A 22,860-nucleotide genomic window follows, 5' to 3' on the forward strand; every position below is an offset into this window, starting at 1 on the left:
GGGGTCGGCGGGGGTCGATCAAGGGCCAGTGTGAAGGTCAGCCGCAGATGGGCCGGAGCTTGAAGTCCGTCGTCACCGTCCTTCCCGCCCGGATCTCGACGTTGACGGCCACCGGCACCCAGCCGTCACGGGCCACGATGATCTGCACCGGGTTGGCCTGCTTGGGCGCCCAGATCTGGTACTTGCCCTCGGTGTCCGCCTTGAGGGTGTACGTCCATCTCCGCTGGCCGTTGACCTGCACGGTGGCCCCCCGCAGCGTGACGGGGTTGTTCCGGCAGTCGGTGCCGGTGACGGTGCCCGCCAGTTTGCCCCAGTCCGCCGGAGGCTTGACGTTCATCGTCACGTCGATCGGCGCGACCCGGTACGGGCTGCCCGTCTTGACGCCGAACTGCGCGGTGTAGGCGCCGGGCTGGGTCGCCCCCGCCGACTCCAGGGCCTTCAGCGTGAGGCTCACCGAGGTCCGCTGGCCGGGCTTCAGCGTGAACGTGGCCGGCGAGGCCTTCATCCACGCCACGTCCACGGCCGAGGTGCCGCACTGGTTGAATCCGGGCAGCAGCTCGCTCTCCGGCGTCGGGGTGAACCCGCCGGTGGAGCCGCCGATCTTGACGAACCCGCAGCCTCCGGCGCCGCGGAAGCGGGCGAAGTTCGCGTTCGGCAGCTCCTGCCAGGCGTCGGCCGCCGGGTCGTACGCGAAGCCCTGGTTCGTCACGGTGGTGGAGTTGTTGGTCAGGCCGCCGGACAGCAGCAGCATGCCGTTGGCCACGTCCACCGCCGAGGCCCACAGGTCCAGCGGCATGTCGGCGACCTGGCTCCACGCGTCGGCCTCGGGGTTGTAGGCGTAGGCGCTCTTCAGCGCCGCCGCCCCCAGACCGCCCGCGCAGTACACGGTGCCGCCGATGGCGCCGCAGCCCTGCCAGGCGACCGGCACCGGGTACGGCGCGGCCTCGCGGAAGACGTCGGCCGCCGTGTCGTAGGCGACGGTGACGTCCGACTTGGCGCAGTTGCCGTCCGCGCAGCCGCCGACCACGTAGATCTTCTCGCCGACGACCGCGATGCCGGAGCCCGCGCCGGGCGCCGGGTGCCGGGCCGCCGCGGTCGCCCACGCGCCGGTCTCGGTGTCGTAGACGTACACCCGGTCCGACTGGCCGCCACTGGCGGTCCAGCCGCCGATGACGTACAGCTTGTCGCCGACGAAGGCCGCCGCCGGCTTCTCCAGGGGCGCGGGCAGGTCGGCGATCCTCGTCCAGGTGTCGGTCGGCGGGTCGTACACGTACGACGTCGCGACGATCGACGTGCCGGACACGCCGCCCACCGAGTACACCTTGCCGTCGTACGCCGCCGCCGCGTTGTCCATGATGGGGATCGGGTAGTTCGCGGTGTTCGTCCACGGCGGCGCGTACGGCTCGGGGTCGGGCGCCACGCCGGGCTTGCGGTCGCCGAGCCATCCGGCCGGGTTGCTGAAGCCCTTGGTCATGTGCAGCCGCACCGGCGCGCCCCGCTTGCCGAGCATGTCGAACGAGCCGAGCCGCTCGGTGAGGTTCACCTCCACCGGGGCCTTGCCGGTGTTGCGGAACGTCGTCGTCACCGACTTGGTCTCGCCGAGGGTCTGGGTCGTGGTCACCTCGCCCGGCTCCACGACCACCCGGCCCGCGTCGAGCGTGAAGTCCTGCCGCGTGGTCTGGCTCGCGGTCACGCTCACCGCGGCGGTGGCCTCCGCGTAGCCGGACTTGTCGGCCGTGAACGGGTGCTCGCCGGTCAGCGAGGAGAACATCCAGTAGAAGCCGTCGCCGAGCGACTCGTCGTCGGGGGTCGCCGCCGTGGTCGTCTTCTCCGCGGGCTTGTCGGCGCTGGTCACGATCGCGCCGTTCACCCCGTCGCCGGAGTTGCCGTCGAGCACCCGGCCGACGACGAGACCGCCGGGGATCGGGTCGCAGGAGCGGTTGAGCACCGACACGTTGTCGAGCTCCCACCACCAGGCCCACGAGCCCCGGTAGTGGAACTTGACCCGCACGTCGGCCTTGCCGCCGGCGTCCGGAATCGGCACCTCCTCCATGACCGGGCCGCGCCGGCTCGCGGTCGTCCACGAGGTGATGGTCTTATACGTGGCGCCGCCGTCCACGCTCAGCTCCACGTTGGCGAAGCCGTTGAGCGCCCGGTAGTCGCTGTTGAAGCGCAGCACCGGCTTCGGCACCGAGGTGAGGTCGAGCGGCGGGGTGACCAGGTCGGTGTCGACGGTCGTGCCCGACCCGGGCGCGTCGCTGTCGGCGATCGCGTACCCGCCGCTGCCGCCGGTGAGGTTGCCGCGGTTCTGGGGGTCGTTGAAGACCCAGCCGCCGCTCGTGGTGCGGTTCTCGACGGCCCAGCCCTCGGGGGTGGTGCCGGTCTCGAACTGCTGGGTGAACAGCGGGTCGCCGTAGGTGTAGGTGTAGCCCGCCGCGGTGCAGGCGACGTCGATCGGCAGGCCGATGTCCTTGACCTGGTCCTGTTCGCCGACCGTGAGCGGCTGGGTGATCTGCTGGTAGGACGGATACATCGCCCGTACGGCGAGGCCGTACTCGCCGGGCGGCAGTTCGAGGCTGTACGCGCCGGTGGCCGGGTCGGTGAACACCGGGCCGCCGGGCCGGCCGGCCACGTCGATCCGGGCGTACAGCGGCCAGCCGTGGCCGGAGCCGTCCTTGACGACGCCCGAGACGCGCCGCGTGGGCAGCGCCGTGAGCGCGAAGTCGGCGGTCGCGGTGCCGCCGTCGGTGATGTTCACGGTGACGGTCTTGGGGGCGTACCCGAAGGCCGAGGCGGTCACCTCGTGCTCGCCGACCGGCAGGCTGAGCCGGTAGGAGCCGTCCTCGCCGGTGACGGTGCCGCTGCCGCCCACCCGCACCGAGGCGCCGGCGATCGGCCCGCCGCCCGCGGCGGTGACCTTGCCGGTGACCTGGCCGCTCGGCCCGGCCACGCAGGTGGGGAACTTCACCGAGCCGATCCGGGTGTGCCAGTCGGCGGTGCTGGTGGAGGCGAGGTACTCGGTGGTGAACCAGAACGTGCAGCCGTCGGTCGGGTCCACCGACATCGTGCTGTAGTCGCCCCACCGGGCGGCCGAGTGCGTCTGCGCGCCGGTACCGGCGATCATCGTGCGCTCGCTCTGGCCGAGTTCGCCGAGCGGGTCGCCGGAGAGCCGCCCGGCCACCCGGATCGACGGGAACGTCGTGGTTCCGGCGACCGAGTAGCCGATGGCGATGTTGCCCGCGACGTCCATCGCGGCGCTCGCCATCCAGCGGTTGTCGGCGTCGGGCGCGTAGGTGCCCTGCTGGTGGATGGCCCAGCCGGACGCGGTGGTGCGCAGCTCGTACCAGCGCAGACCGGCGTGGTCGGTGCCGTCCACGTCCACGGTGTGGTTGAGCACGAGCGAGGCGTGGTCGCCGAAGTTGCGGTACGCGGCCCGGAACATCAGCCGGTCGGCGATCGCGTCGAGCCGTGCCGTGGTGCCCGGCTGCGGGATGCAGGGGCGGCTGTAGTTGCACATGTTCGAGTCGAACGGCTCGGTCTCCAGGAAGCGGTTCGGCGCGAGGTTGTTGCCGAATGTGGAGTTCGCCGGGTTGGTCCAGTCGACCGTGAAGTCCCACAGCAGCAGCCGGTCGGTGGGCGAGATGCCCCAGGCGTCGTCGTCGAACATGACGAACGGCATGGGCGCGCCGGGCGGCGGGGGCATGCCCTCGGGGTCGGCGGGGAGCAGGCCGCCGAAGTCCGTGCCGAGGTGGAAGTAGACCATGCGGGCCTGCTCCCCGGCGAGCATCTTGGTCCGCTCGAAGGCGACCGCGCCCGCGCCGACGAACGACGGGCCGAACTCGTTGGTGGACATGTAGTAGCCGTCGGGCCAGATGCCGAACTTCGGATAGTCGTTCATCCGGCTCTGGTGGTAGAAGAAGTCGTACCGGTAGAACGCGCCGGTCGGGTCGGGGGTCTGCGAGATCGCGATGCACTGGTGGTAGCCGACGCTGCCGCCCGGCACGGCGAACTGGCTGAGCAGCCACCGGTCGGCGGCCTCGTCGTAGACGACGATCGGGTCGCCGTCGTTGGTGGTCTCGCAGGGGCCGCCGAAGCCCGACCAGATGCTGTTGGTGTCGAGCGGGCCGAGCAGCAGGGTGCCGCGCTTGTCGTAGACGGCGTACGACAGGTTCACCATCTGCACGTAGTGGTTGGGGCCGACGTCGCCGGTGGTGTCCGGCGGCAGCACGCCGTTGACGTTGCCGACGCCCTCGAAGTCGTTGAGGAACTCCGGCAGTTGCTGGGCCGAGACCGTCTTCTGTACGGCCTCGCTGCCGGCCTTGACCTTCTCCTCCACCTCGCGCGGGAGTTGGCGGCCGGTCGCCGAGGCATCGACCTTGGCCTTGGGGGGACGCCGCTGGGCCCGTACGGAGAGGTCGCGTAGTTTGCCGGAGAGGTCGTGCTTGACCGCCTCGCGTACCTCGGGCTCGGCGGGGGCGGCCAGGGTGGATGCGGCGGCGGTTTCGGCGGTGGGTGCGGCGGCCGCCCCGGTCCGCGCCTGGGCCGTGGCGGGTAGGCCGCCCAGCACGGTGATCAAGGCGGCGGCGACCGCTAACAGCGGTCCCGACCGTAATGTGCGCCGACGTGCTCGTCTCACAGAGGAGCCTCCTCGTTCCGCCCGGCGGGGGTGTGCCGGGGCTGGGACGTTGCGGAATGCGCTCGTGGCGGCGTCGTCCAGGTCGTCGAGGTCGTTTAGGTCGTCAGGTGGTGCCAGGTCGTGCCAAGTGATGCAGGGAGCGCGTGACCAGCTCTGATCGCGCCGCCCGCCGCGACAGTGCGCGATCATCGTCGGTCGCATCGCGACCTTGCTCAAGATCAGAAGATGGGCAATGGCGGGGCGAAATCGGTTCAGGACGCACCGATTGAGGCTGACTGAAGTGAGACAAGTCGTGAAAGATTCATAGTTGACGGGAGGTGTTCGAGTTGCTTTCCTTAGCGCATGAGCGCTGTACCGGTGGAGGGTCTTGACGACAAGACGGTCATCGTGTGCATCTCACCCAGCCACAGCGAACGGGCACGGGTCGCGCGGCTCATGGGCGGCAGCGGGACGCTGCTGATGTTCTCGGACCTGGACGCGGTCCGCCGGGTGCTGTTCGGCGCACGCGAGCCGGAACCGGCGGCGGCTCCCACGCCCGCCGTGCGCCGGATGGACACGGTGGTCCGGGGGCCGCTGGTCATCGACCCGAACCGGCAGCGGGTCACCTGGGCGGGCGTCCCCCTCCCGCTCACCCGCATCGAACGCGAGGTGCTCGCCGCCCTCGCCACGCCGCCGTCACGGGTGTGGACCTACCGGGAGCTGTACGAACGCGTCTGGGGTGCCGACTACCTCGACGACCCCTCCGCGATCCGCTCGACGATCAAACGGTTGCGTGCCAAGCTGCGCGCCGCAGGCGCGACCATCGCCCTGGAGTCCACCCGGGGCGTCGGTTTCTACCTGGCCGAGCTGGGGCCGGACGGCGCGGGAGCCGCCCCCGCCCGCCGGTGACGCCGGTACGGCCCCGCCCTACCGGGCGGCGCGGCCGAATCAACGGCCGATGAAGGACCGAGTAAGGGGAGATAAGCGTCGTATGACCGATGCCTTGCTCGGTTGCGCCCCAGATGCCGTGACGGGTGGCTTTGGGCGAATCGATGGGCTCAGGTAGTCTCGGTTTGCAAGAGCCCCTGTCGCGCTTGCGCCAGGGGTTTTCGCTTGGCGAAAGCGCGGGGCCCGGCCGCGGCGCGACGCGCCGCACTGAGCACGCAACAGGAGTCGAAGGATGCCGGCTGTCGTTCTCGTGGGCGCCCAGTGGGGCGATGAGGGCAAGGGCAAGGCCACCGATCTGCTCGGCGGCGACGTCGACTACGTCGTCCGGTATCAGGGCGGCAACAACGCGGGTCACACCGTCGTCATCGGCGACCAGCGGTACGCGCTGCACCTTCTCCCCACCGGGGTGCTCTCTCCCGACGTGATCCCGGTGATCGGCAACGGCGTGGTGATCGACCCCGCGGTCCTGCTCGGCGAGATCGACGGCCTGAGCGAGCGCGGCATCTCCTGCGAGCGCCTGATGATCTCCGCCAGCGCGCACCTGATCATGCCGCACCACAAGGCGCTGGACAAGGTGACCGAGCGCTACCTCGGCAAGGCCCGCATCGGCACGACCGGGCGCGGCATCGGCCCGGCGTACGGGGACAAGGTCGCGCGCATGGGGGTGCGGGTGCAGGATCTGCTCGACCCCGGCATCCTGCGGCAGAAGATCGAGGTGGCGCTCACCGAGAAGAACCAGGTGCTCACCAAGGTCTACAACCGGCGCGGCATCGACGTGAACCGGACGCTGGAGGAGTACCTCGGGTACGCCGAGCGGCTGAAGCCGCACATCGCCGACACCTCGCTCGTGCTGTGCAAGGCCCTGGACGCGGGCAAGGTCGTGCTGCTGGAGGGCGGCCAGGGCACGCTGCTCGACATCGACCACGGCACCTATCCGTTCGTCACCTCCTCCTCGCCGACGAGCGGCGGGGCGTGCGCGGGCTCGGGCATCCCGCCGATGCGGCTCGCCCGGGTGATCGGCATCATCAAGGCGTACACGACCCGGGTGGGGTCGGGACCGTTCCCGACCGAGCTGCTCGACGAGCAGGGCGAGTGGCTGCGCGCCACCGGGCACGAGTACGGCACGACCACCGGGCGCAACCGGCGCTGCGGCTGGTTCGACGCGGTGATCGCCCGGTACGCGACGCGGATCAACGGCCTGACCGACTTCTTCCTCACCAAGCTCGACGTGTTGTCGGGTCTGGAGCGCATCCCGGTGTGCGTCGCCTACGACGTGGACGGTGTGCGGCACGAGGAGATCCCGATGACGCAGACCGAGTTCCACCACGCCAAGCCGATCTACGAGGAGTTCCCCGGCTGGCAGGAGGACATCACCAGCGCCAAGACCTTCGACGACCTGCCGCCGAACGCGCGTGCCTACGTCCGGGCGCTGGAGGAGATGAGCGGCGCGCCCATCTCCGCGATCGGCGTCGGGCCCGGCCGCGACCAGACGCTCACGCTGCGACCGCTGCTGTAATGTGCCGCCGAGCCACTGACACCATGACGGGACCGACCTGACAAGCCCGCGCAAGCCGGGCGCTCCCGGTGTGGACCCCTCGCAGGTCAGGGCCTGACGGCTGGAGGCGATCCGCCGGTTTCGGTGCACCGAAACCGGCGGCCCGGTTAGGCCCGGTACGGCCGGGCGGGATGGATGGGGTCACGACTGTGGCTAAAACCGTGGCTGGACACCCAGCTGGACACCCAGCTGGACACCCAGCTGGACACGCAGCCGGACATGTGGCTGGACAGGTGGAGCTGCACGGCCACCGGGGGGCGCGTGGGCTGCGGCCGGAGAACACGCTTCCCGGGCTGGCCCACGCGCTGGAGCTGGGGGTCGACGCGCTCGAGTTCGACGTCGCGCTCACCGCCGACCGGCGGCTCGTGCTCACGCACGATCTGACGGTCTCGGCGGTGACCAGCGCGGACACCCGGCCGGCCGTACCGGGGGACGAGGACTATCCGTACGTGGGCCGCCCCATTCGGGCGCTGCGCCTGGCGCAGTTGCGCATGCTGGACGTGGGCGTGCGCCGCCCGGCGGCCGGGGCCGACGCGTTCACGCCCACCCAACTGCCGCTTCCCGGCACCCGGATGCCCACGTTGAGTTCGGTGCTCGGGCTGGTGAACGCCTACGACGCCGACGGGGTGCGGCTGCACGTGGAGCTGAAGTCGGACCCGACGCGGCCGGACCTCACCCCCGACCCCCGGGAGTTCACCGAGTTGGTGCTGGCCGAGCTCGACCGGCACGGGCGGCTGGCGGGCTCGGCGCTGCTCAGCTTCGACTGGCGGATCGTGGCCGCCGCCCACGAGTTCGTGCCGGACAATCCGCGGTTCGCCCTGCTGGAGAAGGCGACGCGGCACAGCGTGTGGCTGAACGGCCTGGATCCGCGCGACTTCGACGAGGACATGGTCGCGGTGGCGCAGGCCGTCGGGGCCACGACGTACTCCCCCGATCGGGTCCTCGTCGACGCCCGGCTCATGGCCGCCGCGACCGCGCGGGCCATGCCCGTGGTGGTCTGGACGGTCAACGATCCGGAGGAGGCCGGTCGGCTGATCGACCTGGGCGTGTCCGGCATCGTCACCGATTATCCCGATCGCATGCGCGAGCTGTGGGCGCGGCGCGGCCTGGCCCTGCCCGCGCCGGTCCTGCGTCCGTCCCCGGTGGGCAGCGGCGCGTCGCGCCGCTGACGCCCTCCGGGTGAGACGCACGTGACCGCCCCGCCCAGCCCCGCCCGGCCCGCGGCTCGGGCGGGCCGGCGGGGCGGCTACAGCCAGCCGTTGCGGCGGAAGGCCCGATAGAGAATCGTGCAGGCGATGACCATGACCGCGAGGACGGCCGGGTAGCCGAAGACGGACTTGGTCTCGGGCATGTACTCGAAGTTCATGCCGTAGACGCCGGCGATCATGGTGGGGACGGCGAGGATGGCCACCCACGAGGAGATCTTGCGCATGTCCTCGTTGGCGAGGGCGTTGGAGCGGGCGAGGGCGGCCTGCAGGATCGAGTTGCACAGCTCGTTGGAGGACTCCACCTGCTCGCACACGCGGGACAGGTGGTCGCCGACGTCGCGGAAGTAGTCGCGCATCTCCGAGGGGATCATGCGGCGCTGCGGGAGGTTGCGCAGCGGGGCCTCCAGCGGGGTCATCGCCCGCTTCATCTCGATCATCTCGCGCTTGAGCTGGTAGATGCGGTTGATGTCGCGCGAGCTGACGTCGGCGAAGACGGCCGCCTCCACCTCCTCGAGCTCGGCCTGCATCTGGTCGGCGACGGTGAGGTAGGAGTCGACCACGTGGTCGGCGATCGCGTGCAGCACGCCGGTCGGGCCACGGTTCATCAGCTTGGGCTTGCCCTCCAGGCGGGCCCGGACCTCCGACAGCGAGCAGTGGTCGCCGTGCCGTACGGTCATGACGAAATCGGAGCCGATGAAGGCCATGATCTCGCCGGTTTCGATGATCTCGCCGGTGTCGGACGTGGCCTCGTTGCCGACGAAGCTCACCGTCTTCAGGACGATGAACAACGACTCGCCGTACCGCTCCACCTTGGGCCGCTGATGCGCCTTGATCGCGTCCTCGACGGAGAGCGGGTGCAGGCCGAAGACCTCGGCGAGCCACTCCACCTCGGGCGCGCCGGGCTCGTGCAGGCCGACCCAGACGAACGCCTCGGGCTCGGTCAGCTCGCGGTTGTGCTCCCGGACCAGGGCCAGCGCCTGGGGGATGTCGTCGGCGGCCACGCGCCTGCCGCGCACGTACGCGCCGAACTCCACCAGCGAGGCGCTCGGCGGGACGGGCGGACGGGCGGGCGTCGCGGTCTCCGGACGCTCAGGGCGATCAGAGCGCGGTGCGGGCACGCGGGCGCGGCCGTTGTGCCGCGGTACGGCGAGACGGGGGTGGCGGTTGATCCTTGAGAAAAGCGTGGACGAGCGCATGGCGGTCCCTTCCAGCCCAGCCCATGCACGCGCGGATCAGTGTCACCTCGGCTTCATCAGAAATGCGCGGGGCCGGGCACCTTGGTCGAAGTGGTCAAGGCGCGCACGGAGTACGTACGCAGGCACGTACTACTGCTGGGATCTCCAGGGGTCATCCCCGACCACCTCCAATCACCAGAAGGCTCCGCAAAGCCGCCGTAATGGGACGCTCAACCGTGTCTATAGGGTCCCATGAAAGGTCCAGCATTCAGGATAGCCCTCCGCGAGGGCACGACTCGCACAGAACTTGCCAAAAAGCCCGTCGCCATCCTGGCCGCCGGACCCTCGACACGGGCCGCCACCTGGGCGTCCGCACCTTCGCACGTCCGGTTATACGGACTGGCGGTATCCACAGGCCGGCGGGTATCCACAGGCTGGCGGGGTGCGGCGTCGCCGGTGGGCGGCACACACTAGGCTCTGGCTCGTGCGCGTTCTTGTCATTGGATCCGGTGGTCGTGAGCACGCGTTGTGCCGTGCCCTGGCTCTCGATCCGCAGGTGTCGGAGTTGCACTGCGCGCCCGGTAACCCGGGGATCGCGCAGGTGGCGACGACGCACGCCGTCGCGGCGACCGATCCGGGGCAGGTGACGGCGCTCGCCGAGCGGCTCGGCGTGGAGCTGGTCGTGATCGGGCCGGAGGCGCCGCTGGTCGCCGGGGTCGCCGACGCGCTGCGGGCGGCGGGCGTCGCCTGCTTCGGGCCCTCGGCGCAGGCCGCGCGCATCGAGGGGTCGAAGTCCTTCGCCAAACAGGTCATGACGGCCGCCGGGGTGCCGACCGCGCGGGCGCGCACGTGCACCGACGCCGAGCAGGTCGCGGCGGCGCTGGAGGAGTTCGGCGAGCCGTACGTGGTGAAAGCCGACGGGCTCGCGGCCGGGAAGGGCGTCGTGGTGACGCGGGACCGCGCCGAGGCGCTGGCGCACGCGAAGGCGTGCGGCCGGGTCGTGATCGAGGAGTTCCTCGACGGGCCGGAGCTCTCGCTGTTCGCGTTGTGCGACGGCGGCACCGCCGTGCCGTTGCAGGCGGCGCAGGACTTCAAGCGGGCCTACGACGGCGGGCGCGGGCCGAACACCGGCGGCATGGGCGCCTACACGCCCCTGCCCTGGGCGCCCGCCGACCTGACCGCCCAGGTGATGGAGCGCGTCGTGCTGCCCACGCTGGGCGAGCTGGGCCGGCGCGGCCTGCCATACGTGGGGGTGCTGTACGCGGGCCTGGCGCTGACCGCGGACGGCCCCAAGGTCATCGAGTTCAACGCCCGCTTCGGCGACCCGGAGACCCAGGTGGTGCTCGACCGCCTGGAGACCCCCCTCGGCGGCCTCCTGCACGCCTGCGCCACCGGCACCCTCGCCGCCTTCGGCCCCGTGCGCCACCGCGAGGGCGCCGCCGTCACCGTGGTGCTCGCCGCCGAGAACTACCCCGCCGACCCGGTCAAGGGCGACGTCATCGAGGGCCTCGACGCCCTCCCCCCGGACGCCTACGTCCTGCACGCGGGCACCGCCCTGCGCCCCGATGGCGCGCTCGTCTCCGCGGGCGGCCGCGTCCTCAACGTGGTGGGCTCCGGCCCCACAGTCGCCGAGGCCCGCGCCCGCGCCTACGAGGCCATCGCCCGCATCACCATGCGCGGCTCCCACCACCGAACCGACATCGCCGCCGACGTGTGACGGCCCCGCGCCACTCATAGAGCCACCGTCCGCGTGGAGGGTCCTGGGCGCGGCGGGGTGGGACTTCGTCGATGCGTCGGATCCGTGCCGAGCGGCGCGTCGCGGCCTCGTCGTGCCCGCGTCCCTGACGTGTGGGGGTTGCGGCGCGGCGGGGTGGGTGGGACCCGTCGGTACGTCGGATCCGTGCCGGGCGGCGCGTCGCGGCCTCGTCGTGCCCGTGTCCTTGACGGGTGGGGGTTGCGGGGGTGTCGGCGCGAGGTTTACAGCGCGGAGACGTCGTCCGGGCCATTGGGTGGGGCAAGGCGGAGTGTTTTCGCTGGTAGAGCGGGTAGACAAGTGGTGCGGATTAGTACAAAACCCTTTCTTTGGGGTATTCGGGACAAATGTGGCGGCCCGCATCTGACTGGCTCACATTGGTGCGGGTAAATCTGTGATTAAGAGTGATCAAGACCTGTATGTCACAGGAGGGGACGAAGCGCGGCGAAATACCCAGGTGATCAGTTGGAAGGGGCTACTGTTGCCGATAAGTCTGGTGAGGGAGCCGAGCTACGCGATCGTGGAGTTGTCGGGGAACGGTCGTGTGACACGTGAGGCGGACTCGAACCAGTTGGCGTAGAGGGAGCCGAGCTGGGGTGCGCCGGTATGCGGGCGGCGGACCGGTGTGCCGTAAGCGCGGCGGACTCCACCCGAAGAAACGGCTGGCGCCCACCCAATCATGCGAGTCACACCCTTATCGAGGAGCCTCAACCCATGGTTCGTTACCGCGTTCGCGGTGGGAACGTCCTGAATGGCACCGTATTCATCCAAGGCGCGAAGAACGCTGTACTCCCCATGATCGGAGCCGCGTTGCTCGCCGCGGAGGGCCGTACGGTCCTGCGGAACGTCCCCATCATCGAGGATGTCCGGCGTGCCGTAGAACTGGCGCGATCCATCGGCGCGCACGTCGAGTTGCACGAGGCCGAACGCGTCCTGGTGATCGACGCATCGCGGCTGACCAGCCCGGTGCTGCCCGCGGAGATCGCACGGCGGTTCCGTGGAGCGGTCCTGTTCGTTCCCGCGCTCATGCACCGCCTCGGCGAGGCGGTCATCAAGGGCATCGGCGGCTGTAACCTCGGCAGCCGCCAACTCGACTTCCACTACATGGGGTACAAGCGCCTCGGCGCGGTGGTGGACGAGGGCGAGACCGTCATCCACATCAAGGCGTCCCAGCTCACCGGCGCCCCGCTCTACCTCGACACCCCCTCGCACACCGGCACCGAGAACCTCGTCATGGCGGCCGTCCTCGCCAAGGGCACCACCGTGATCGAGAACGCGGCGCTGGAGCCCGAGGTGCTCGACGTGATCAACATGTTGCGCCGGATGGGCGCCCGCATCCACGGCTCGGGCACCGGCTTCCTCGTCGTCGAGGGCGTGGACGAGCTGCGCGCGGTCGAGCACTCGGTCATGCCCGACCGGCTCGACGCGGGCGTGTTCGCGATGGCGGCGGCGATCACCGGCGGCGAGGTGAACCTCGTCGGCGCGTCCCTGGAGCACCTGGGCGTGGTGCGGTGGAAGCTGGAGCAGATGGGCGTGGAGTTCGCCACCGACGGCGCGATCCTGCACGTGCGCCGCGACCGGCAGCTCCGGCCGATCAACATCATCACCGACACCTACCCCGGCTTCGCCACCGACCTGCAGTCGCCGATGATGATGGTCGCGACGATGGCGGACGGCGTCAGCTACATCCACGAGCGCATCTTCGACGGCAGGTTCGCCCTCGCCGGCGAGCTGAACAAGATGGGCGCCAATATCGAGGTGCAGGGCAGCCGCGCCGTCGTGCACGGGCCCACCAAACTCGTCGGCACCACGGTGAACGCGCACGACCTCCGCTCGGGAATCGCGCTGATTCTGGCCGGGCTCGCCGCCGAGGGCGAGACCGTCATCTCCCCGGCGTACCTCATCGACCGGGGGCACGCCCACGTCGCCGAGCGTCTGCAGGCGCTCGGCGCGAATGTGGTACGGGAAATTTCCACATAGCGTCACCACCCCTGCTATCGCCTTAATTTCGGTTCTGACCAGCAGAAATGTCGCTGTCAGCCGTCCCTTAAGAGGTTACCGGAACGGTATTCCGGCAAATCCGGGCGTGACATTACGGCCGTCACGCGCGATCGTTCCAAAGAGAACTATCACTCAAGACCGGAGAGGAAGCCACGCCGGGCGGCGAGGGAACCGCATGCAGAGCGGAGGCGCGCCGGTGCTCGAACCGGAATGCGCACGGTCACGGCCGGGCGCAGGGCGGTCGGCCACCGGGTCCCGCACGTTTCCGCCGTGATGCGCGCAGCGGCTCAGTTGATGCGGCGCGCGTCCGTGCGCGGACCCGGCGAGCGCGAGGCGCGGCCGACTCGACCTGAGGCGATGCAGGATGGGACGAACATTGGTCGAGCGGGAAGACACTCCGCGCGGGTCGCGTTTAGGCGCGGCCCCTGACCTCACGATCGGCGTGGTCGGGCCCCACGACCTCGTCGAGCGAGTGATGCTGATGGGGCACGGCGCGGCACCCGTACCGTGCCGTCTGGTGGCGGCCGCCTACCGGGACGAACAGGAGGCCGCGGACAAGGTGATCAGGCTGGGTCCGAGCGTGGACGCGTGCCTGTTCGCCAGCCCGGTGCCGTTCGAGCTGGCCCGGCGGGCGGGCGTGCTGACCATGCCGGCCACGCACGTGCAGCTCGGCGGCGCGGCGCTGATCGCGGCGCTCACCCGGGCCGCGATGGACGACCGCATCGACCCGCGACGGGTGAGCACCGACGTGCTCAGCCGGGGCGACATCGAGGAGGCGTACGCCGACGTCGGGCTGCCGACGGCCGACGTGCACAGCCGTGACGAGCCGGGCGCGACGGGGACCATCGCGGCCTACCACGAGCGGCTGCTGCGGCAGGGCGTCACGACCGGGGCGATGACCTGCATCCCGGGCGTGGCCGACCGGCTCAGCGCCGCGGGGCTGCCGGTGGTGCGGATCCGGCCGACGGCCGGCTCGGTGCGCATCGCGCTCAACACCGCGGCGCTGCTCGGGGCCCACCACCGGCTGGAGGAGTCGCAGCTCACCGTGATCCTCATCGAGGTGCCCACGCTCCGCGAGCCGGTACGGCGCGCGGCGCCCCGATACTGGCGCGACGAGCTGCGGCTGTCGCTGCACCGGCTGCTGGTGCAGGAGGCCAACCGCATGAACGCGGCGGTGTGGCCGATCGACGACCACAGCTACCTGGTGACCGCGACCCGCGGCTCGATCCACGCCGCCACCGACGGCTTCCGGGTGCTGCCGTTCGCCGGCCGCATCCGGGACGAGCTCGGGCTCGCCGTCGAGGTCGGCGTGGGCATGGGCCGTACCACCCATGACGCCGAGACCCACGCGCGCGCCGCGCTCGCCCGCAGCCAGGCGGGCAAGCAGACGCAGGGGTTCGCGGTGGACCGGGAGGGCCGCGCCCTGGTGCCGCCGCCCCGGATGCCTCCCCAGACGTCCGGACCGGCCAAACCCAAAGGAGTGGAGGTGCTCGCCAGGCTCGCCGCCAAACTGGAAGGCGGCGACACCGTCGTCGACGCCGAGGGCGCGGGCAAGATGCTCGGCGTCACCCCCCGTACGGCACGGCGGCTGCTGCGCACGTTGGTTGACGAGGGACTCGCGTGGCCGCTTCCGCCAAACCGTACGCCCCAGCCCGGCCGTCCGCGGCAGCTCTACCGGCTGATCGTGGAGAAGCTGTCGGGCCACTGAGCGGGCGTCGCACGCCCGCCGGGTGACCGGGCACCGTCCCGATCACCGAGCTTGACCCACCGCCGGTGGCGCCTCATCCCCCACGCGAGGCGCCATCGGCGGCGCGCCGCGGTCGGTCGGCGAGGGCCGTACAAGATCTGTTCGTAAGATCTTTTCGCGGCGATTGACGGTGAATCGAACGCACCATGTGACCCTTCCGTATCTCGCTTCGACGGGGCATCCGATCCGAGATACGCAAGGGAGAGAATGAATGCGTCATGACCTGCGGCGACGAGGATACGTTCCGGCCTTGAGCATCCTCACCGCATGCGGCGTGGCGGTCCTTGCGGGCTGCTCCTCGCAGCCGGCGAGCCCCTCACGTTTCGACGGTGCGGGCGGCTCTGGGGCCGGCAGCGTGGTGGTAACCGCGGAGTGCCCGAAGGTCGCCGACGGACTTCCGGACATCGAGGTGTCGCAGTCGCTCCGGCGAACGGTCGCGCGGAACCTCGGCCTCCTGGAGATCCAGGTGGCGTCGGCGAACCAGCGACTCGCCGACACGGCGAACGCAGCGGACCCCGCCGCCGCTCAGCAGGCGGTGCTCAGCACCCTGGCGAACCAGCGCGCGGTGACGATCGAGCGCATCGCCGACGCGATCGACCAGGTGGCGCAGCGCCCGCAGAATCTGGGCGCGCTGGCCACCTGCACGCTCAACAACGGCGCCGCGGCGAACCCGAGCGTGGCGCCCACCGGCAACGCCACCGGCAGCGGCACCGCCAACAACACCGCCAACCCCACCGCCAACCCTTCCGCGAACCCTTCCGGCAACGCCACCGGCGCCGCGAAGGCGAAGAAGAAGTCCTCGACGCCCAGCCCGTCTCCGTCGGGTGCGACGAAGATCAGGGTGCAGGCCGCGAACGCCTCGGCGAAACCCACCGGCAACGCCACCAACAACTCCAACGGCAACGGCAACGGCACCACCAACAACAACACCGCCAACCCTTCCGCGAACCCCTCCGGCAACGCCACCGGCGCCGCGACACCGAACGTCTCCGCCACGCCCGCCGCGACGCCCCCACCGGCCGTGCAGACGCGGCTGCTGGTCTGCCCCTCGGTCGCCGACCAGATCGTGATCCCCCGCGCAGTGCAGTCGGACGTCGCCCTCGAACTGGGTCTGATGGAGTTGGTCGAGAGCGGCGCGAACGAGCGGCTCGCGGCCTTCGCGAACAACGGAGTGAACAACGGCGTCAACAATGGCATCAACAACGGCACCGGCAACAACGCCAACAACGGGAACGGCAACGTAGGTGACGCGTCCAATGGCGTGAACAACAACGGCGTCAACCAGGGCAACGGATCCAACGGCACGAGCAGCAACGGCGTCGAAGGGTTCAACAACTCCGGCGACGGCTCCAACGGCGTGAACAACGGCACGAACAACGGCGTGAACAATGGGGTCGGGGCGAACAACGGAGTGAACAACGGCTCCGGCGGGTCCGGCACCGGCTCCGACCCCTGGTCGAACACCGCGAACAACACGGCGATCAGCGGCGACCAGGACGCCGTCCTGCAGGGCCTCGCGCGGGTGCGTGCGGCGAGCCTGAATCGCATCGCGAACCTGCTCAACCAGTCCGGTGGTCAGGCGGTCCAGGACCTGGGCAACCTCGTCAACTGCCAGCTGAACAACAGTGGCGCGCTCATCGACAACAACCCGCCCACCAACGCGCCCGTGGACGCGAACGGCAACCCGGTTCCGTCGGAGTCCGTGGCGCCGACCACGGCCGCGCCCGCCGAGAGCTCGGTCCCGGACAACAACGGCTTCAGCAACGACTCCAACAACGGCAACGGCAACGGGTCCGGCAACGGGTCCAACTTCGGCAACAACGGCGTCGACAACAACGGCAACGGGTCGAACTTCGGCAACGGCAACGGCAGCGACGACGACGTGTGGTTCGCCGACACGGACTCGGGCTACTGATCGTGCGCCGGCCCCGGCGGTGAGGGAGGTGACGGCGATGGACGGGCAGGGGAAGGCCGAACGGCGCCACATCCCCTGGCCTGCCCCCTGCCCTGTCCCTTGCCCTGCTCCCTGCCCGCCGCCGCCTCCGCTGCTGCCGGGCGCGATGCCCACGGTGATGTTCCTGTCACCGATGACGCTGACCCTGACCTCGCCCCCGGCCCCCGCGTCCGCCGACCCCGTGTCACCAGCCCCCGCGTCACCAGCCCCTTCGGCCGACCACAGCCCCGTCCGGCCCGATGTTGCGGGACGGCCGCCGGTGCCTGCGCCCGAGCGGCCTCCCGGAGGCACGTCGATGACCAAGGTGGCGTTGCGTTATCAGCGGGAGCCCGAAGGCGCGGGCACGTCGTGGTTCCGCACGACTTCCAGAGCCGAAACCCGCGTGAAGATCGTCTGGGCCACCCGATAGTGTCATGAGTCATGGGGCAGAACACCCGTGACATCCGAGTCTGGACCGCTCTGGTCACCCTCTACGTGGTGTGGGGGTCCACCTATCTCGGCATCATGATCGCCATCGAGACGCTGCCCCCGCTGTTCAGCGGCGGGTTTCGCTTCTTGATCGCCGCGCCCCTGCTCGCCCTCGGCCTGCTGTGGCGGCGAGGCCGTTCCGCCCTCCGCATGAGCCGCCGCGAGTTCCTCGGAGCCGCGCTGGTGGGCGTGCTGCTGCTCACCGGAGGCAACGGCATGATCGCGGTGGCCCAGCAGCACATCTCCACCGGCCTGGCCGCGCTGCTGGTCGCGTCGGTGCCGCTGTGGCTGGTGCTGTTCCGCGTGGCCGTACGCGACCGGCCGCAGACGCTCACGCTGGCCGGCGTGCTCATGGGCTTCGGCGGCGTCGCCGCGCTCTCGCTCACCGGCGGCAGCGGCGGCTCCTCCACGGTGGGCGTCCTGATCGTCCTGGCCGCCTCGTTCTCCTGGTCGATCGGGTCGTTCATCTCGGGGCGCATCCCCATGCCGAAGGACCCGTTCGCCGCCAGCACGGTGGAGATGCTCGCGGGCGGCACGGCGCTGATCGTCCTGGCCACCGCGTTCGGCGAACGCCTCGACCTCGCCCACGTGTCGGGCCGGTCCCTGGCCGGTCTGGCCTATCTGATCCTGGTCGGCTCGCTCATCGGGTTCACCTCGTACGTCTGGCTGCTGGGCAACGCACCGATCTCGCTGGTGTCCACCTACGCGTACGTGAACCCGGTGGTGGCCGTCATCCTCGGCATGCTGGTCCTGGGCGAGACGGCGACCACCGGCATGATCGTCGGCGGCCTCGTCATCGTCGCGGGCGTGGCGCTGGTGGTCTCCACCGAACGCCGCGGACGCGCAACCGCCGCGCCCCTGCCCAAGGAGCCCGAGGGGGAGGCGCGACCGCAACCGGCGCGCCCCTGACCCGGCCCGGGACCTACCGGGGGAACGAGCCCGCGGCCTCGAGGAAGGCGTCGTTCGCCTCGGCGTCGCCGATGGAGACGCGGGCGCCCTCCCCGGGGAAGGGCCGCACCGCCACGCCGTACCCGGCGCAGTGCTCGGCGAACGCCATCGTGCGCTCGCCCAGCCGCAGCCAGACGAAGTTCGCCTCGGTGGGCGGCACCTCCCAGCCCTGGGCGAGCAGCGTCTCCCGCACCCGCGTGCGCTCCTTGACGACCACCTCGACCCGATCGAGCAGCTCCCGCTCGGCGGCGATCGACGCGATCGCGGCCGCCTGCGCGATGTGGTTGACGGCGAACGGCACCATGACCTTGCGCACCGCCTCCGCCGCCCGGCCCTGCCCGATCAGGTAGCCGACCCGCAGCCCGGCGAGGCCGTACGCCTTGGAGAAGGTGCGCAGCACGACCACGTTGGGCCGCTCGCGGTAGAGGGTGAGCCCGTCGGGCACGTCCTCGTCGCGCACGTACTCGTGGTAGGCCTCGTCGAGGGCGACCACGACGTCCTCGGGCACCCGGTCGAGGAACGCGATGAGCTCGGCGGTGCGGTTGACCGTGCCGGTGGGATTGTTCGGGTTGCACACGAAGACGAGCCGGGTGCGGTCGGTGATCGCCTCGGCGAGCGCGTCGAGGTCGTGCGTCTCGTCGCGCAGCGGCACCTGGACCGAGGTCATCCCCGCCACGTCCGCGAGCAGCGGGTAGGCCTCGAACGACCGCCAGGCGTAGACGACCTCGGTGCCCGGCTCGGCGAGCGTCTCCAGCAGCTGCTGGGCCACGGTCACCGATCCCGGGCCGAGGGCGATGTGGTCGTACGGCACGCCGTACCGGTCGGCGAGCGCCTCGGTGAGCCGGTGGCAGGAGGCGTCGGGGTAGAGGTGGGCCTCGCTCGCGGCCCGGCGCATCGCCTCGACCACCGAGGGCGGCGGACCGAACGGCGACTCGTTGGAGGAGAGCTTGAACGACCGGCCGTCCGGCGCCACGACCCGCTTGCCCGGCTTGTAGACCGGCATCGTGTCCAGAATCGCCCTGAACCGCATGCTCCACCCCTCCTACGGTCCTACCCGGCAACCCTATCGCGGGCGGCCGCCGAGGCAATGCGCACAACCGGACGGCCGAGGATGTCCCCCCGCGGGGCACGGCGTTGGCGGAGCGCCGCGGCGTCCCCGGCGTACGGCCCCGGCCAGAGATCAGGCTTGGGTTGTAGAGCGGCCGACTAGGTCACGGCCCGCCGAACAACGCGATGATCTCGTCCATGAAGATGACATTGGCCGCGACCCAAAGAGCACATATCACCGCTATCGCGGCCCCCGCGGGATCGACGTCGCCGAAGGCGCCCCGGCCGGCAAGCCCCGCCAGCGCGACGCCGAGCAGGAAGACATTCCGGATGACGTGCCGTGTCGACAGGACCGCCCCCTGGCGGCCGAAACAGTGACACCGCGCCGCTCCGTCCTTGCGGATCGCGACGGCCACCCCCACGGTGAAGGCGGCGAGCAGGACCGCGGCGAGGCCGAAGCCGATGACGCTCGCCCTCCGGTCGACCAGCGTGGCGATGAACGCCGCCACCGTGATCAGCTCCGCGGTGGGCACGAGAACCGCGGTGAGGGCGAGCGTCCGCCCCGGCACCAGTCCCCGCAGCGACGCCCGGAACCCCGGTAGGTCGCGGAGTTTTCCGAGACTCGCGGCCGCGAAAGTGGTCGAAATGACCACCATGGCGCCGACCATCAGGTAGCCCATCATCTGCTCAGCTTTCGTATCACGGTCGCGTGGACCAGATCGGTGGAGAGAAATCCCAGCTGGCGCGAGTCCACACTCTGCGACTGGTTGTCGCCCAGGACGGCGATGTGCTGAGGCGGCACGATGTCTCCAGGAACACCCTCGGGAGCCTTCTCGCCGGCGACGGCGGCGATCCGCTTCACCAACCTCCCATGGGTCCCGGGCCTGTCCACCGTCGGCCGTGGCCCATCCAGGATGACGACCTGACCGGGCCGCAACGGCCCACCTCGATATCGCGCGGCGAGAACCCGATCACCGTCCAGGTAGTTCGGCGCCATACTCGGGCCGTTTATCCTGACGATCTCGAAATTCCGCCGCAGCGCGATCCACGCGATCCCCGCCAGAGCCCCGGCGAGGAAGACGAATGCCCACCTCATCGCCCTTCCCGGTAGCCATCGGCCTGCATCGCGAAAAGGCGCGCGTACCGACCGTTGCGTTTCATCAGCTCATCGTGGGTGCCCAGCTCCACAATCACGCCTTGGTCGAGAACCGCCAGCATGTCCGCGTCCCGGAGCGCCCCGAGCCGATGCGAGATGAGCAGGCTCGTGCGATTCCTCCGGTAATCCTTGAGGCACTTGTGGATCTCGTGCTCGGCCTCGGCGTCCAGCCCTGAGCTTGGTTCGTCCATGATGAGGAGATCTCTGGTGCCGCGAAGCAGCGCGCGGGCGATGGAGACGCGCTGGCTCTGTCCACCGGACAGGAAGACCCCTTCGGAGGCGTCGTCGTCCTGGAAGAACACCCGGGTGATCAACGTGTCGTAGCCTTTGGGCAGCCTGGTGATCACCTCATGCACTCCCGCCCGCATCGCCGCCTTCGCTGTCGCCGTTCGGTCGTCGAATAGCTCGAGATCGCCGAGGCCTATGTTCTCGGCGGCGGTCAGGTCGTACTGCATATAGTCCTGGAAGACCGCCGATATCCGCTGGCGCAGCTCGTCGGGCGGGAAGTCTCTGATATCCGTCCCATCCCATAAGATGGCGCCCTGCACCGGGTCGTAAAATCGGCAGAGCAGTTTTACCAGGGTGCTCTTCCCGGAACCGTTCACCCCCACCAGGCCGACGCTCGCGCCGGCGGGAATGAACAGGTCGACGCCGCGAAGCACCCATGGGTGCCGGGGAGAATACCGGAACCAGACATTTTTCAGCTTGATTCCCTCGCGGAGCTCCGGCACCGGGGACAGAGACCGGACCGGAAGGTCGGGCGTCGTGGTGATCACGCCACGGTAGTGATCGAAGAGCAATAGCTGCCGGTGCATATCGCCGAGTTGCGCGACAAGGTTCCCGAGGCTGGATTGCACGCCCGCGACCGCCGCGATGAACATCGAGACGTCGCCGATCGTGAGGGAACCGGCGGCGGCCTGGGCCATCGCCCAGACGAGGCCGCCACCCGAGATGGTCGCCGACAGCACGCCCAGGCCAAACTGGACGCCCAGCACCCGACGCTCGAGCATGCGCAGCCGGTGGTTCGCCTCGCGACGTTCGCGCAGCATCCGCTGTCGGAAGAAGCCGCCAAGGCCGAAGAGCCGGATCTCCTTGGCGGCCTCGACGCTGCACATGAGCTGGCTGTAGAAGAACTCACGGCGCTCCACCGGCCCAAGCCGCCACATCATCGCGGCCCGCTGCCGGGCCAGCATGATCTCGGCACTGAGCGCCGGAACGGCACCGAGCAACAGCATCACCACCATCACCGGGCCGAGGGTGAGCAGCGACCCCAGAAATCCCCCGATGAGGAGCAGGCCGCCGACAAGACTCAGGACCAGGTCGGCCACCTGGCCGGGCGTCGCCCCGCCGGACTGGGCCGCGAGCCTGAGCCGGTCCAGGAACTCCGGGTCCTCGAACCTGGCGAGGCCCGGCAACCGGTTGACGGCCGCGTGCAGTCGGTCCTGGGCGAGCAGCCGGATTCGGCGTTCGAGTTCCCCGTTCGCATAGCGCTGGACGGCTGGTAAGGCGCTCGTGGTGAGGCCTACCGCGGCGAGGCCGATCGCGAACGGAAGCACCTCCCGCAGGGAGCCGCCTCCGGTCAACGTGTCCAAGGCGAGCTTGGTCATCCAGGCCGCGACCACCGGTACGGCGGAAGTCGTCAGCGAAAGGACGACGGTGACCGACGTCCAGATCGGCCCTGCCCGCCAGACCATCGCGAGCGCCGAGGCGAGCCTCGCGATGGTCTTTCGTCCCGCGCCGTCGCTCCCGCCGTGTTCCGTCATGCGGCGTGCTTCGCCGCGATCTCCGGCAACCCGGTTTCGGCCACCGTGCCGTCCTCGATCAGCAGCACGGTGGGCGTGCCGGTCACCCGGAACGCCGTGCTGATCGGGCCGCCGTGCGGCTCCACCGCGACCCAGGCGACCGGCTCGAGCGTCTCGGCCATCTCCTGGATCTCCTGCTCCTCGCCGAGCACCACGGCCAAGGCGGGAGTACCCGTGCGGCGCACGTGATCGACGAATCGTGGCAGCTCGGTCAGGCAAGGCGGGCAGCTCGGTGAGAAGAAGCCGATCAGCACGCGCTCCGGCAGATCGTCGCTGGAGAGCGTGCGGCCCGTTGTGGTGACCGCTGTGAAAGGTCCGACCTTGGCCCCTACGGGAAGTGCCGTGTCAGGGGCTGAGAGCGAGCTGAGCAGCTGACTGTGTACGCGCAGCCTGCGGATTAATCCGTAGGTGAGAACCAGGTTGAAGCCGACGAGTACGGTCGCCGTCACGGCTAATGCGGCAACGATGGTCATGTCTCCTCCC

Annotated in this window: 15 protein-coding genes; 8 read left to right on the forward strand and 7 right to left on the reverse strand. The window is 70.3% G+C overall.

Annotation, left to right across the window (positions count from 1 at the left end; translation table 11 throughout):
- Nucleotides 1-37: 37 nt before the first annotated feature.
- A complete protein-coding gene (locus tag AB0K60_RS24390; RefSeq protein WP_364059271.1) occupies nt 38-4,636 on the reverse strand; it encodes a carboxypeptidase regulatory-like domain-containing protein in 4,599 nt (1,532 codons plus the stop codon).
- Nucleotides 4,637-4,978: 342 nt separating this feature from the next.
- Here AB0K60_RS24390 and AB0K60_RS24395 point away from each other — a divergent pair, with 342 nt between their 5' ends.
- From AB0K60_RS24395 to AB0K60_RS24405, 3 genes are all read left to right on the forward strand, one after another.
- The gene (locus AB0K60_RS24395; RefSeq protein WP_364059274.1) at nt 4,979-5,524 is read left to right on the forward strand and encodes a winged helix-turn-helix domain-containing protein; all 546 of its coding nucleotides are present in this window, start codon (nt 4,979-4,981) and stop codon (nt 5,522-5,524) included.
- Between the two features lie 271 nt (nt 5,525-5,795).
- On the forward strand, nt 5,796-7,079 hold the full coding sequence (locus tag AB0K60_RS24400; RefSeq protein ID WP_364059277.1) for an adenylosuccinate synthase: 1,284 nt from the start codon (nt 5,796-5,798) through the stop codon (nt 7,077-7,079).
- 260 nt (nt 7,080-7,339) lie between these two features.
- A complete protein-coding gene (locus AB0K60_RS24405) occupies nt 7,340-8,287 on the forward strand; it encodes a glycerophosphodiester phosphodiesterase family protein (RefSeq protein WP_364059280.1) in 948 nt (315 codons plus the stop codon).
- A gap of 77 nt (nt 8,288-8,364) precedes the next feature.
- On the opposite strand, the gene corA is transcribed toward AB0K60_RS24405, so the two are convergent.
- Nucleotides 8,365-9,522 carry a magnesium/cobalt transporter CorA gene (corA, locus tag AB0K60_RS24410; RefSeq protein ID WP_364059283.1) on the reverse strand — a complete coding sequence of 386 codons (1,158 nt, stop codon included), beginning with the start codon at nt 9,520-9,522 and terminating at the stop codon, nt 8,365-8,367.
- Nucleotides 9,523-9,985: 463 nt separating this feature from the next.
- On the opposite strand from corA, the gene purD reads away from it, so the two are divergent.
- From purD to AB0K60_RS24435, 5 genes are all read left to right on the forward strand, one after another.
- Complete coding sequence (purD, locus tag AB0K60_RS24415) at nt 9,986-11,218, forward strand: phosphoribosylamine--glycine ligase (protein ID WP_364059286.1); 1,233 nt, start codon at nt 9,986-9,988, stop codon at nt 11,216-11,218.
- Nucleotides 11,219-11,968: 750 nt separating this feature from the next.
- Nucleotides 11,969-13,234, forward strand: a complete 1,266-nt coding sequence (murA, locus tag AB0K60_RS24420; protein WP_364059289.1) for a UDP-N-acetylglucosamine 1-carboxyvinyltransferase — start codon at nt 11,969-11,971, stop codon at nt 13,232-13,234.
- 496 nt (nt 13,235-13,730) lie between these two features.
- Nucleotides 13,731-14,963 carry a transcriptional regulator gene (locus tag AB0K60_RS24425; RefSeq protein WP_364059743.1) on the forward strand — a complete coding sequence of 411 codons (1,233 nt, stop codon included), beginning with the start codon at nt 13,731-13,733 and terminating at the stop codon, nt 14,961-14,963.
- 289 nt (nt 14,964-15,252) lie between these two features.
- Nucleotides 15,253-16,917, forward strand: coding sequence for a hypothetical protein (locus AB0K60_RS24430; RefSeq protein WP_364059292.1), 1,665 nt, complete (start codon nt 15,253-15,255; stop codon nt 16,915-16,917).
- A gap of 459 nt (nt 16,918-17,376) precedes the next feature.
- Complete coding sequence (locus AB0K60_RS24435; RefSeq protein WP_364059295.1) at nt 17,377-18,333, forward strand: EamA family transporter; 957 nt, start codon at nt 17,377-17,379, stop codon at nt 18,331-18,333.
- A gap of 13 nt (nt 18,334-18,346) precedes the next feature.
- On the opposite strand, the gene hisC is transcribed toward AB0K60_RS24435, so the two are convergent.
- From hisC to AB0K60_RS24460, 5 genes are all read right to left on the reverse strand, one after another.
- Nucleotides 18,347-19,402, reverse strand: a complete 1,056-nt coding sequence (gene hisC / locus AB0K60_RS24440; RefSeq protein ID WP_364059298.1) for a histidinol-phosphate transaminase — start codon at nt 19,400-19,402, stop codon at nt 18,347-18,349.
- A 181-nt stretch (nt 19,403-19,583) separates the two neighbouring features.
- Nucleotides 19,584-20,102 (reverse strand): MauE/DoxX family redox-associated membrane protein, encoded by a 519-nt coding sequence (locus AB0K60_RS24445; RefSeq protein WP_364059301.1) that lies wholly within the window; start codon nt 20,100-20,102, stop codon nt 19,584-19,586.
- Complete coding sequence (locus AB0K60_RS24450) at nt 20,099-20,515, reverse strand: S26 family signal peptidase (RefSeq protein ID WP_364059304.1); 417 nt, start codon at nt 20,513-20,515, stop codon at nt 20,099-20,101. The genes AB0K60_RS24445 and AB0K60_RS24450 overlap by 4 nt, the downstream gene beginning before the upstream one ends.
- Nucleotides 20,512-22,338: an ABC transporter ATP-binding protein gene (locus AB0K60_RS24455; protein WP_364059307.1), complete on the reverse strand. Its 1,827-nt coding sequence runs from the start codon at nt 22,336-22,338 to the stop codon at nt 20,512-20,514. The genes AB0K60_RS24450 and AB0K60_RS24455 overlap by 4 nt, the downstream gene beginning before the upstream one ends.
- A complete protein-coding gene (locus tag AB0K60_RS24460; protein WP_364059310.1) occupies nt 22,335-22,850 on the reverse strand; it encodes a TlpA disulfide reductase family protein in 516 nt (171 codons plus the stop codon). The genes AB0K60_RS24455 and AB0K60_RS24460 overlap by 4 nt, the downstream gene beginning before the upstream one ends.
- Between the last annotated feature and the right edge of the window lie 10 nt (nt 22,851-22,860).

This window comes from Thermopolyspora sp. NPDC052614 (genome assembly GCF_040678635.1).
GTDB lineage: Bacteria > Actinomycetota > Actinomycetes > Streptosporangiales > Streptosporangiaceae > Thermopolyspora.

Excerpts from the sequence above, each read along its gene's own strand:
- AB0K60_RS24400 (WP_364059277.1), top strand. The coding sequence starts at position 5,796 with ATGCCGGCTGTCGTTCTCGTGGGCGCCCAGTGGGGCGATGAGGGCAAG.
- hisC (WP_364059298.1), bottom strand. The coding sequence starts at position 19,402 with ATGCGGTTCAGGGCGATTCTGGACACGATGCCGGTCTACAAGCCGGGC.
- AB0K60_RS24445 (WP_364059301.1), bottom strand. The coding sequence starts at position 20,102 with ATGATGGGCTACCTGATGGTCGGCGCCATGGTGGTCATTTCGACCACT.
- AB0K60_RS24435 (WP_364059295.1), top strand. The coding sequence starts at position 17,377 with ATGGGGCAGAACACCCGTGACATCCGAGTCTGGACCGCTCTGGTCACC.
- AB0K60_RS24425 (WP_364059743.1), top strand. The coding sequence starts at position 13,731 with ATGCTGATGGGGCACGGCGCGGCACCCGTACCGTGCCGTCTGGTGGCG.
- AB0K60_RS24460 (WP_364059310.1), bottom strand. The coding sequence starts at position 22,850 with ATGACCATCGTTGCCGCATTAGCCGTGACGGCGACCGTACTCGTCGGC.
- corA (WP_364059283.1), bottom strand. The coding sequence starts at position 9,522 with ATGCGCTCGTCCACGCTTTTCTCAAGGATCAACCGCCACCCCCGTCTC.
- murA (WP_364059289.1), top strand. The coding sequence starts at position 11,969 with ATGGTTCGTTACCGCGTTCGCGGTGGGAACGTCCTGAATGGCACCGTA.
- AB0K60_RS24455 (WP_364059307.1), bottom strand. The coding sequence starts at position 22,338 with ATGACGGAACACGGCGGGAGCGACGGCGCGGGACGAAAGACCATCGCG.
- AB0K60_RS24395 (WP_364059274.1), top strand. The coding sequence starts at position 4,979 with ATGAGCGCTGTACCGGTGGAGGGTCTTGACGACAAGACGGTCATCGTG.
- AB0K60_RS24450 (WP_364059304.1), bottom strand. The coding sequence starts at position 20,515 with ATGAGGTGGGCATTCGTCTTCCTCGCCGGGGCTCTGGCGGGGATCGCG.